General features: G+C 61.6%; 11 protein-coding genes. 6 read left to right on the top strand and 5 right to left on the bottom strand.

Annotated features, from left to right (window positions below; translation table 11 throughout):
- The first annotated feature begins 89 nt into the window (after nucleotides 1-89).
- The gene (locus tag HSRCO_RS07230; protein ID WP_259516910.1) at nucleotides 90-524 is read left to right on the top strand and encodes a hypothetical protein; all 435 of its coding nucleotides are present in this window, start codon (nucleotides 90-92) and stop codon (nucleotides 522-524) included.
- Between the two features lie 20 nt (nucleotides 525-544).
- Here HSRCO_RS07230 and ilvD read toward each other — a convergent pair whose 3' ends face one another.
- Nucleotides 545-2263, bottom strand: coding sequence for a dihydroxy-acid dehydratase (ilvD, locus tag HSRCO_RS07225; protein ID WP_259516909.1), 1719 nt, complete (start codon nucleotides 2261-2263; stop codon nucleotides 545-547).
- 290 nt (nucleotides 2264-2553) lie between these two features.
- On the opposite strand from ilvD, the gene HSRCO_RS07220 reads away from it, so the two are divergent.
- Genes HSRCO_RS07220 through HSRCO_RS07210 form a run of 3 tightly spaced genes read left to right on the top strand, consistent with a single transcriptional unit; the run spans nucleotide 2554 to nucleotide 5755 of the window.
- Nucleotides 2554-4083, top strand: a complete 1530-nt coding sequence (locus HSRCO_RS07220; RefSeq protein WP_259516908.1) for a COG1361 S-layer family protein — start codon at nucleotides 2554-2556, stop codon at nucleotides 4081-4083.
- Between the two features lie 6 nt (nucleotides 4084-4089).
- A complete protein-coding gene (locus HSRCO_RS07215) occupies nucleotides 4090-4974 on the top strand; it encodes an ABC transporter ATP-binding protein (RefSeq protein ID WP_259516906.1) in 885 nt (294 codons plus the stop codon).
- Entirely contained in the window at nucleotides 4967-5755 is a 789-nt protein-coding gene (locus HSRCO_RS07210) for an ABC transporter permease (RefSeq protein ID WP_259516904.1), read from the top strand. The genes HSRCO_RS07215 and HSRCO_RS07210 overlap by 8 nt, the downstream gene beginning before the upstream one ends.
- Before the next feature lie 75 nt (nucleotides 5756-5830).
- Here HSRCO_RS07210 and HSRCO_RS07205 read toward each other — a convergent pair whose 3' ends face one another.
- Nucleotides 5831-6025, bottom strand: a complete 195-nt coding sequence (locus tag HSRCO_RS07205; RefSeq protein ID WP_259516903.1) for a hypothetical protein — start codon at nucleotides 6023-6025, stop codon at nucleotides 5831-5833.
- Between the two features lie 282 nt (nucleotides 6026-6307).
- Between HSRCO_RS07205 and HSRCO_RS07200 the strand changes: the two genes are divergently transcribed.
- Together HSRCO_RS07200 and hemG are read left to right on the top strand one after the other, a co-directional pair.
- Complete coding sequence (locus HSRCO_RS07200) at nucleotides 6308-7177, top strand: universal stress protein (protein WP_259516901.1); 870 nt, start codon at nucleotides 6308-6310, stop codon at nucleotides 7175-7177.
- A gap of 451 nt (nucleotides 7178-7628) precedes the next feature.
- A complete protein-coding gene (gene hemG / locus HSRCO_RS07195; RefSeq protein ID WP_259519782.1) occupies nucleotides 7629-8912 on the top strand; it encodes a protoporphyrinogen oxidase in 1284 nt (427 codons plus the stop codon).
- Nucleotides 8913-9011: 99 nt separating this feature from the next.
- Here hemG and HSRCO_RS07190 read toward each other — a convergent pair whose 3' ends face one another.
- From HSRCO_RS07190 to HSRCO_RS07180, 3 genes are all read right to left on the bottom strand, one after another.
- A complete protein-coding gene (locus HSRCO_RS07190) occupies nucleotides 9012-9440 on the bottom strand; it encodes a TRAM domain-containing protein (protein ID WP_259516900.1) in 429 nt (142 codons plus the stop codon).
- Between the two features lie 67 nt (nucleotides 9441-9507).
- Nucleotides 9508-9876, bottom strand: a complete 369-nt coding sequence (locus HSRCO_RS07185; RefSeq protein WP_259516898.1) for a hypothetical protein — start codon at nucleotides 9874-9876, stop codon at nucleotides 9508-9510.
- Between the two features lie 20 nt (nucleotides 9877-9896).
- Nucleotides 9897-11672, bottom strand: a complete 1776-nt coding sequence (locus HSRCO_RS07180) for a PAS domain-containing sensor histidine kinase (protein ID WP_259516896.1) — start codon at nucleotides 11670-11672, stop codon at nucleotides 9897-9899.
- Nucleotides 11673-11740: the final 68 nt, after the last annotated feature.

Genomic DNA, 11740 nt, shown 5'->3' with positions numbered 1-11740 from the left:
CTACCCTGATTTTCCGTCCCGGCGGTAAATACTTGCTGTGCGACCCTTGGCCCAGTAGACTTTAGGCGCGCGCTGGTAATCGGAGAACAATGAACTCTCCTGGGCAATCGTTCGATGTGGGAACTGTCGGCCGAGCCGTGATTCCCATCATCGGTTCTACGATATTGCTCACGGCGTCGTTTCTCGGTATCCTGGCGTTGTTGACGAACCAGGCAAATGGGTTCGCCGACCGCTTTCCAGTCTACGTCCTGCTGATGGCCATCGGATTCGTCGCCGCCCTCTTCTTGCTGGAGCGACCGAACCTCGAGGGGACACAGATACTGGTGGCCACCCTCGGACTCACGGTGACGATATTCGCGGTCGTGACACTCGCCGGCGAGGGGCTCACGTATGCGATGGCCAACCCCGACGAAGTGCTGGTCTCCAATCTCATCCTCTATCTGGTCGCCGCCGCCCTCATCGGAAGCGGACTCGCGTTCTGGTCGGTCCGCCACTGGCGCGAATACGCCTCGTACGTCAGGTAAAGAGCGAACGATCCCCGGCGTTACTCGAAGCGGATTTCTGTCGACGCCGTTCGATCCGGAGCCTCCAATATCCCGCCCGTCGACGCACTGGTCGCCATCGCCGCGTACCGTTCGAGGACGCCCGTCGCCTCGATCGTCGGTGGTGTCCAGGCATCCGCCCGTTCGCGTAGTTCCTCGTCGGAAACCGCCAGATCAAGGCGCCCCTCGTCGACGTCGATCTCGATGGTATCGCCATCTTCGACCAGGGCGATCGGTCCCCCAGCGGCGGCCTCGGGGCTCGCGTGGCCGATTGCCGCACCCCGGGTCGCACCGGAGAACCGGCCGTCGGTGATCAGCGCCACCGTCCCGGAGAGACGTGGCGAACCGCTCACCTTCGACGTCGGTTCGAGCATCTCCGGCATGCCAGGACCACCACGAGGCCCCTCGTACCGGATGACGATGACGTCGCCAGGATCGATTTCGCCACCGTCGAGTGCCTCGAGTGTTGCCTCCTGTGATTCGAACACGCGGGCGTGTCCCTCGAACTGGCGCATCTCGTCGTCCATCGCGGCGGCCTTCACGACGGCGCCATCGGGGGCGATGTTCCCCCGAAGGACGGCCAATCCACCGTCTTCGTGTACGGGATCGTCTCGCGGCTGGACGACTGCACCGCCCCACTCCGCCTCATCGATTCGGTCGCCGATGGTCTTTCGATCCACGGTCGGGCGGTCGAGGTGGAGTTGCTCGGACAACTGCGTCAGAACCGCCGGGACGCCACCGTCGTCGCGGAGGTGCTCCATCCGCCACGGACCGGACGGGCTCATATGCGCGAGATGAGGGGTCCTGTCGGCCACCTCGTCGAAATCCTCCAGGGTGACGTCGACTCCCGCCTCCTGTGCGATGGCCGGCAGATGCAACATCGTGTTCGTACTGCCGCCGAGCGCCAGATCGACCATGAGGGCGTTCTCGAAGGACTCGCGGGTCAGCAGGTCTGACGGGCGGATATTCTCCTCGACGAGTCGCAGGATCTCCTGGCCACTCTGCTTCGCGATCGTCCGTTTCCGGGTGTCTGTCGCACCGACGGTCGCACACCCAGTCCAGGAGAGTCCCAGCGTCTCCGTGACACAGGCCATGGTGTTGGCGGTAAACATCCCGGCACACGAACCCTCACCGGGGCAAGCGTTGCACTCGAGGGCGTAGAGTTCGTCCTCGGTCATCTCCCCCTCGTTGTACTTGCTGACCCCTTCGAAGACCGAGGCCAGGTCGGCTGGCTCATCGTCGAACTCGCCGGCCGCCATATGCCCGCCCGTGACGACGATGGCAGGGATGTCGAGACGCGCGATGGCCATCAACATCCCCGGAACGATCTTATCGCAGGATGCGAGCGCGACGATCCCGTCGAACCGATGGGCGTTGGTCATCAGTTCGACGGAGTCCGCGATGGTTTCACGTGAGGGGAGACTCGACCGCATCCCGTCGTGCCCCATGGCGATGCCGTCGTCGACGGCGATGGTGTTGAACTCCAGCGGCGTGCCCCCAGCCTCGCTGATCCCTTCCTTGACGTACTCGGCCAGCTCGTCGAGGTGGACGTGGCCCGGAACGATCTCGTTCCAGGAGTTCGCCACGCCGATGAGCGGCTTGTGGATATCGTCGTCCTCGAGTCCCGCCGCCCTGAACAGGGAGCGATGGGGTGCCCTATCTGCACCCTCCGTCACCTCGGCGCTGCGCAGGCCCGCGTCTTTTGGCTGCTGTTCCGACATGCTACTGATCCTGGCTCCTCGTATCGGACCAGGCGTCTTTACGTCCCCGGTCGGTGTCGAATCTGTGCATGTCTGTGGTGGCCGGAGCGGTGGCATATGGCTGTTGGTCGAACAGTTCCGACCCGCCGAAAGGTTCAGAACGGGCCATGGACGGATTGCGACCGTCTGAACGATGGTAGACGCGATTTCTCGGAGACGAATCGGGCAAAGACCTAACTCCCAGGTGAGTGAATATATAATCGAACATATATGACGCCCGAATGTAACGCGCATCCACGGAGGGTGGCTCAGTGAACGGTCGAGCCCTCCCCTGGTTCGTGGCGGCACTGGTTGTGCTGTCGATGGTTCCCACTCCCGTGGCGGCCATCGACGACCCGCGATTCGTGACCACCGTCTCCGAACCCAGACTCACGCCCGGCGCCGAACAGGTGCTGACGGTCCACCTCGAGAACGACGCGGAAGACGTCGACGACCAAGTAGAGACGGCGACGAACGTTCGCGTCGAGCCAGCGGCAGGGGAGACGCCATTCGACGTTCGATCGGGGCCGGAGAAGCTCGGCTCGATGGGCGATGGCGAGACGAGAGCGGCCGCGGTTCGACTGGCCGTTCCAACCGATACACCAGCAGGGGAGTACCGCATCCCGCTCGCTGTCACGTACGAATTCGACGGTGACGAACGTGAGACGACGACGGTCTTCGCCGACGTCCGCGTCCCCGAACGACCGCAGTTCGAGATCAACAGTGTGACCTCGTCGGTCCGTATCGGCGAGCGAGGCCCGGTCCGGGTCACGATGTCGAATAACGGAACCACGGTCGCAGATGACTCCCGGGTCGTCTTCGAATCGACGAACAGCGCACTCACCGTCGAGGGGGCGAGCACCGGAATACAGCACGTCGGCGAGTGGCCACCCGGAGAGAACCGGACCCTGGAGTTCGACGTCGGTCTCACCGAGGACGCGACCCAGCGCGAGTACGCGCTGACGATATCACCGATCTACGACGACGAGAACGGCATCGAGACGACCGCACCGTCTCGGTCGATCGGTGTCACCCCCGAGCCGAGACAGACGTTTTCCTACGACGACGTCCGAACGACCGGCTACGGAGACACGATCACGGTCCACGCATCGCTCACGAACACGGGCGGCCAAACGGTCTATTCCGTCCTGTCTTCCGTCTCGACAGCGAGCGAAACCGTTCGGTTGACAGATGCTACCGCGACTGCCGGGACCCTCGAACCTGGCGAATCGACCGACGTCACGTTCGAACTGGAGACGGGACCCGACACGGCGGCGGAGGAACGACAGTTCGTCTCCACAATAGAGTACGAACGAGACGATGATCGCTCCTACGAGTCCCAGCCCGTGACCTTCACCGCAGACATCCCTGCAGCGACCGACGTGCTCGAATTCGAACCGGTGAACAACACGTTCGGCGTCGACGAATCGAACCAGTTCGCCGTTCGAGTCACGAATACTGGTGACGTCCCGCTGACGGACGTGCACGCCAGACTCGAGATACGACCACCGTACGAAAGCGCGACACGGACCTCGTACGTTGCGACACTCGATCCAGGGGAGTCAGCCATGCTCTACTTCGAAGTGACGACTCCCGAGGACGCAGTTGAGACGACGGATGCCCTGCCCCTCACAGTCAACGCGAGTGGCCCCGATGATCGGTCCGTATCCACGGGCCCGACACTCGTCGAGATACAGATAACAACCCCCGACAGCCCGGCTGGAAGTACGACGAACCTGGTCATCGCGGCGTTCGTCGTCGTTCTGGTTCTTGTCGCGGGCTGGTGGTGGCTCAACCAGTAGATTACCATGGCCATAATCGACGTCTCCGGCCTGACCAAGGCGTTCGGCGAGACGATCGCGAACGACGACCTCACGTTTAGTGTCGAGCCGGGGGAGATCTTCGGCTACCTCGGACCCAACGGAGCCGGGAAGACGACGACGTTGCGGACGCTGCTCGGATTTCTCTCACCCACGGAGGGGACCGCCACCGTCCTCGGAGCGGATATCCGGGATGAGGACGCCCTGCTAGAGGCGAAACGCGACATCGGCTACCTCCCGGGCGAATTGCACTTCACCGAGTCCGTGACGGGTCACTCGTTTCTCGAGTACCAGGCGAGCCTCAAAGGGGACGACCGACTCGACGAGATGACGGATCTCTTCCAGCCGCCACTGGACCGGAAGATCCGGGAGTACTCCAGCGGCAATCGACAGATGCTTGGCATCATCCAGACCTTCATGCACGACCCCGACCTCGTGGTGATGGACGAACCCACGCGGGGGCTGGATCCCCTCATGCAGGAGCGGTTGAACTCGTTTCTCAGAGCAGAACGTGCAGCGGGGACGACGGTTCTGTTCTCCTCTCACGTCCTCGGCGAGGTGCGCCGCGTTTGCGACCGGGTCGGAATCATTCGGGACGGACGACTCGTCGCCCTAGAGAACATCGAATCGCTGCTCAGGAAGGGCGGCAAACGGGTCCGGATCAATACGGACGAACCGGTCGACGTCGAGGCATTCGATCTCGATGGGATCATCGAGGTCGAACAGGTGGGCAAAGTGACCCGCTTTACGTTCACTGGCGATTACAATCGCCTCCTCGAGACGCTCTCGGCGTACTCCATCGTCGACATGGAGATCGAAGAACCGCCGCTGGAGGAGGTATTTTTGCATTACTACGGTGACGAGGATGACTGACATCCTGAAATACGAGGCCCGTCAGCGGTCCCGGGGGACGCTCACGCTCATCGTGGTGTTGAGTTTCTATCTCTACGTCCTCGTCTACATGTTCCCGACCATCGCCTCCGTCGGGGACGCCTTCGACGAGTACGTCCAGGCACTGCCCGATGCCATCGTCGCGAGTTTCGGCGTCGAGGCGATAACGACCATCGAGGGGTTCCTCTCCGTCGAGGTGTATCAGTTCATCTGGGTCCTGATGATGGGGCTCTATTTCGCGTACCTCGGCGGCGACCTCGTCGCCGGTGAGATAGAATCGGGGCGAATCGATCTCATCCTAGCGACCCCCGTCTCGAGAAAGCGATTCATCGTCGAGAAGTACCTCTCTCTGCTGGTCCCGATCGTCGCCATCAATCTCGTCATGCCGGTCGTCGTCCTCGCGGCCGTGATCAGCATCGGCGAAGCGATGTCCCTCGTCGATCTCGTCGTCCTCCACGCGTTCTCCATCCCGTATCTGCTACTGACTGCCGCCATCGGCCTCGTCCTCTCGGTCCTGTTCGATCGCTCCGATATCCCGCAACGGGCGGGCCTCGGTATCATCTTCGCTCTGTTCACGCTCGAATCGGTCACGGCCAATTCCGACTTCGAGTGGCTGGGACTGTTCAGTCCGACCCACTACTTCGACCCGACGGAGATACTCGTCAACAGCGAATACGACGTCGCAGGGGCACTCATCCTCCTCGCAGCCGCCGGAACCCTCCTGATTGCGGCCGCGGAGTGGTTCCGACGGCGAGACGTCTGAGGCACTGGCCGCGGACGCCGCGCCGCGTCGTTCTCCTGAATCTCACACGAAGTGGGCCGACCAGGCTATCGGCCGTCAGCTCCGGTACTGGTCGGCGAGGTCGAGTGCCGTCGTGACGAAACCGTTCATCACTGACGTGTACTCGTCGAGTGCCTGGAACATGGCCGACGAGGGTGTCTTCCCGTCGACGTAGTAGTGGTAGATAGTCGATGCAGCCACCGCGAAGACGGTGAACGCCGCGAACGCTTTGACGAGACGTTTCACTCCCATACCGGGATAGACGGTCGATACCCATCTAATAGTATCGCTGCCGCCGGAGATGGCGAATATCACGACGGGTCGAAGCGCACGACCGCCAGCGACCCGTCGCGGACGGTCCGCGCTCCCGGACGATAGGGCACGTCGACCGATGGCGCACGGACCAACACTATCGAACATTGACGACATCTTGAGTGTTCGGGTGGTATCCAATCTTGCTGGGTCACGTGGAGGGAATTCGAGAACCGCCACCTACGTTTATTAGTACTCCGTGAGTTGTTTAAATTGAAGCACATGTTCGATGACATTCTAGTCCCGACTGATGGGAGCGAGAACGCCGAACGGGCACTCGAACACGCGACGTTACTTGCCAGCGCGTACGACGCGACCGTTCACGGACTGTACGTCTTGAACGTAACGTACGCCGCGGATTTCGAAGGCGGGGTGGATAGCGAATCCGTCATGACGGCTTTAGAACAGGAGGGCGAAACGGCGCTCGAAACCGTCGAGGACCACTGCGGGACGCAGGAAGTCGCTGTCACGACTGCACTACTCGAAGGGCGACCTGCCCATCGAATATCGTCCTATGCAGACGAACACGACGTCGACTTGGTGGTCATGGGAACCCACGGCCGAAGTGGAGTTTCGCGTCTCCTGCTTGGTAGCGTGACCGAATCGGTGATCAGGCAATCACAGCGGCCGGTACTCACCGTCCCTACAGACGCACCCCCGATCGAGGACCGGTATTCGGATCTCCTGGTCGCCACGGACGGTAGTGACGACGCGATTCACGCGACCGAGACGGCCGTCGATATCGCGACGCAGTTCGACGCGACGATCCACGGCCTCTACGTCGTCGATGTTGCGTTCACTCGCAATCAGCTCGTCGAGGAGTCGCTCACCCGATCGGGAGAACGGGCACTCGCGGACCTCGAAGAGACGGTCGAAGGGACTGGACTCGCAACCGTCACCGAGGTCTGTCCAGGCAGTCCCCACGAAGAGATCGGCGCGTACGCGACGAATCACGACATCGATCTCATCGTCCTCGGATCACACGGCAAGGGGGCGTTCGAACGCACCTTCCTCGGAAGTGTCTCCGAGCGGTCCATCCGGACCGCAGACCGTCCTATACTGGTCACACGCCGCCCCGTCGAATCCGAGTGAGTCCGGTAGAATGTGAGTCGTTATCCGTGTACTATCGACGTATGTCGAACCCGACTCATCCCGCAATATCATCATTCTTGGACCGTCTATCACCTATTTTGCTTTCCAATAAGGAGAAAGACATTTACCCACGCGTCGGCCATGTCCAACTGTCCATGACCTGTCCACGATGCGGCGCCACGATGGTATCGGTCCACGATTGCACGATGTGTTCGGAGTGCGGCCAGGCCGTCTCCGACGAGCAATAACCCGTCGGTCGGCAGACCAACCCACTCGGCACCCAATCCACCACCCGGTGATCGGTCAACACAGTCGATCACCGTTTTTCGCCGCTGTTTCTCCCGCCGAACGGTCCACGATCAGGTGAACGCGCGGGTCGAGTTTCAACGCGAATTAATAGCGTGGTTGCGTAGCGTCGAATGTGTACCCCGACGACACCCATACTGCCACGATATCGTCGGACGTATCCGGGACGCGTCGGCCGAACGTCGGTGTCATCGGCGCCGGTATGTCGGGACTCGCTGCGACACATTATCTGACAAATCGCGGCGCCGACGTTACGGTGTTCGAAGCATCGGCGCGCCCAGGCGGCGTGGTCGGATCGACGACGGTCGATGGACGGGTCATCGAGTTCGGTCCCCAGCGGTTGCGGTTGTCGAAACCCGTCGAAACGCTCGTCGATGAGTACGAGCTCCGCGACGCTCTCCGGTTCGGTCACGACGACCAGCCTCTGTTCGCCTACTACGAGGGCGAACTCCGACCGATGCCACTGTCGGTCGATACGGCGCTCCGCACCGATCTGCTGTCGTGGCGCGGGAAGGCCCGAATCCTCGCCGAGCCACTGACCGGACCGGCGAAACCCGACGAGACGGTGAGCGAGTTCCTCGGGCGGAAATTCGGAACTGAAGCTGCAGACCGGTTCATGGCCCCCCTGTACAGTGGTCTCTACGGCACCGATCCGGCGGATATGTACGTGGAATACTCGCTGGGTCGGGCCCTTGAGCACGTGGGTATCGACGGTAGCATTCTACTGTACGTCGCCAAACGTCTCCTCGAGGGTGTGGAGACACCGCCGATCGTCACCTTCGAGGACGGACTGCAGACACTCCCGAACGCCATCTACGAGACGCACGCAGACGACATCCATCTCGACACTCCCGTGACGGCACTCGAACGGGACGGGGACGGGTTCACCATCCTCACCGACGACGGCGGCTACAGCGTCGATTCGGTCGTCGTGACCACACCGGCGCCGACGGCTGCCTCGTTGCTGGAGCGTATCGATGGGTCGGTCGCGAGGACACTCGACCGGTTCACGTACAATCCCATCGGGGTGGTCCACCTCGAATCGGGGTACGACCGCGAAGGCCACGGCTTCCACGTCATCGACGACGGGTTCATCACCAACGGGAGTACGTGGAATCACAGTATGCTCGACCGAGAGGGCATCTACACGTCCTACGTCGGGAGCGGCGACACGGACCTCCTTGCACGAGACGAGAAGACGATCGGTGAGAAGGCGGCACTGGAGTTCGAGTCCATCACCGGTTCTTCGGCGAGTCCGCTCTCCGTCGAGGTCCTCCGGCCCGGAATGCCTGCATACGACCGATCGTGGGCGGCGCTGGACGAGCTCTCGATTCCGGATGGTATCGCGATCTGTTCGAGTTACACGAGTCGAGCCGGAATCGTCGGTCGGATCGTGGATGGGAAGCGAACCGCCGAGACGGTTTTGTGAGACTGACAGTACACGGAGACCGGAAGGAGAAGCCAAAGCGGGAGCGCCGCAGCGTCGTATCCACTCACGAGTGATGCGGAAAGCCGGGACCGAATCGCTTCACCAGGTGGCGGCGGATTCGTCTCCGACCACGTTGGCAACGGCGTAGTTCGGCTGCACCGACTCTATCTCCACCGTCACGTCGTCGCCAGGTCTCGCCCCGGGGACGATGACGACGAATCCACGGTCGACCTTCGCGATGCCATCTCCCTGATCACCGGTGCTCTCGATGGTCACCTCACGCACATCCCCTTCTTCCACCGGCGGTTCCGGGTGCTCTGCCGGTTGCCGGGACGCCGAAGGAGATGGTTGTGGCGTCGCAGTATCGTCCGAATCGTCTCGAAGTATCGCCACACGAACCGTACTTTCGGGATCGACATCGCCGAGTTTAATCTCCCGTTCTGGGACCTCTACAACGTAGGAACCGTCCGATTCGGTCACGGTCGCGGAGTACAGACACGCAATCGAGTCGACAAAATCACCAGACATACTTCTATAGGTCGATTGGACCACCTTGAGCGCTCCGATATCCACGAACTGCTGTTGGCCCGCCGAGTCAGCAGTCTCGGCGCGCCTCGATGGACGTCAATCCCGCGATCCGATACAGCCGTTGCTCGTCCGACAGCTCGAAGAGGATCTTGTCTGGATGCGTCCGTGCCGTCTTATCGGCGGTCTCTTTGTCGAGTCCCTTGCCCTCCACAGTACCGTATCGATGCCAAGCGTCGGTATCCATTGGAAACGGTGCAATTTCACCAGCGAGTTTCCGCGGCGAATCGTTCACCGTATCCCGGCTCTCGATGACGATCGAGAACGCAGGCGTAACGATCTCGACGGGGCCCTCGTACGCCGCGTACCAGTCGGGAGCCGGGACGGTCCCGTCGTCCGTCACCTGCAGGAGTCCATCGACGTCGGCGTCGTCGCCCATACCGTTCCTAGCGGACCGCCTTACGAAGGGGTTTCGACACCGGTTATCTCGAACCGGGCTCCCCCGTTGATCCCGCTCGCCGTCGAGATCGTCCATCCATGTGCCTCGACGATCTCGGCCACGATATGCAACCCGAAGCCCGTCCCGTCGGGGTCGGTCGACACTCCGCCTTCGAACACGTCGATATCGTCGTCCGGTAACCCCGGTCCGTCGTCCTCGATCGCGAACCCACTATCTATCGGTGTCACCCGGACGGAGACGGCGTCGCCACAGTGATCGATCGCGTTTCGAAAGAGGTTCTCGAAGAGACTCTGCACGCGGGCGTGATTACCGACGAACGCCCAGTCAGCGGCCACCTCGAGTGTCGCCCCCGCACCCGTGTCGACGCTCTCCCAGCTCGCTCGAGCGATGGACTCGAGGCTCAATGCCACCTCGTCGGTGACTGGATCACCGTATTTCGCGAGTGTGAGCAGGTTCTGTATCAATCCCTCCATCCGGTTCAGGGCGGTCGCGACGTCCGAGAGGTGAGGTGAGTCACAGTCCTCCCGGGCCAGTTCGACCCGTCCCGATGCCACGTTCAATGGATTCCGCAGGTCGTGCGAGACGACGCTGGCGAATTGGTCGAGTCGTTCGTTCTGCCGTTCCAGATCGCGCTCACGCTCTTTCTGCTCGGTGATGTCGAGATACGCGACGATCGACTCCCGATCGCCGTCGCTGACGTCGAATCTCGTTGCACGGAGGACGAAGTCCCGGACTCCATCGACCGTCTTCCGCTGTACCGTTCGTTCGACGAAATCGGTCGTATCGGCTGACGCGTCGATGGCCTTGGCCTCATCGAGAACGGATTCCGGAACGATGACGTCGTTGATCGACTGTTCGTTCAGGTCCTCGACAGCCATCCCGAACGTCTCGACGAACGACGTGTTGACGTCCTCGACGATCGGCTCTTCTCCCTCGAACCGGACGTGAACGATGGGTTCCGGAATGGTCTCGAAGACCGCGTTCAGACGGTCACGCTCCTCTTGGAGCACCGCTTCTCGACGCTTGCGATCGGTCACGTCACGAAGAATGCCGACCGTTCCTCTGAACGACTCCTCGTACGGCAGGAGGGCAACGTGATTCTCGCACGTCAGGGTCTCGCCCCCCACCGTCTCTACGTCCATCTCGAAGGTGCCCCAGGAGAGGTCTTCTGCGTCGAGTATCTCTTTGATGAGTGCGGTACCCCGTGCGACGTGCTCGTCTTTCATCATCTCCGAGACGTGGTGACCGATGATCTCGTCCAGGTCGTGACCCGTCATGGTCGCCAGTGCTTCGTTCGCGAAGGTGACGATGCCGTCCTCATCGAGCGTGTACACCGGATCCCCCGATACCTCGACGATGGTCTCGTAGCGTTCAAGTCTTCGTTTCCGATCGGTCTGCGAACGCTTCTCCTCCACGGAATTCAGGACGTCGAGGACGGCCGACGCCGTTTCTCGCGCCCCATCTTGCCAATGGACGTATCCGTCGAACCCAGCGTTGACGGCCCGGGCGGCGACGTCTGCATCGTGTTCTCGCGTGAGAAGCACGATCGGAAACTCCTCCCCCCAGTCACGGAGTTTGTCGAGATTTTCGAACGCGTCGAGGGAGGAGGGAGTATGTTCGAGGAGAACGTAGTCGAGGTCCGATATCTCCGACGTCGTAATTGCTCCTGGCGAATCCAGCGGGCGTACCGTCAGATCGTCACTGACCCTCTCGATCGATGTTGCGAGGGCGACACCGTCCCCGGCGACGTATGCGATCGTTTGCGCCCCGCCCATTGCCAGAGGGTGTTGTGCAATCAGTAAATAAATATCGGTCGCCGAACACGACGGGACCCGTCGAGTTC

Origin of the sequence: Halanaeroarchaeum sp. HSR-CO (assembly GCF_024972755.1) — an archaeon.
Taxonomy (GTDB): Archaea; Halobacteriota; Halobacteria; order Halobacteriales; family Halobacteriaceae; genus Halanaeroarchaeum.
The sequence above is the reverse complement of the archived record's forward strand: the minus strand, read 5'-3'. Positions and strand labels throughout refer to the sequence as shown.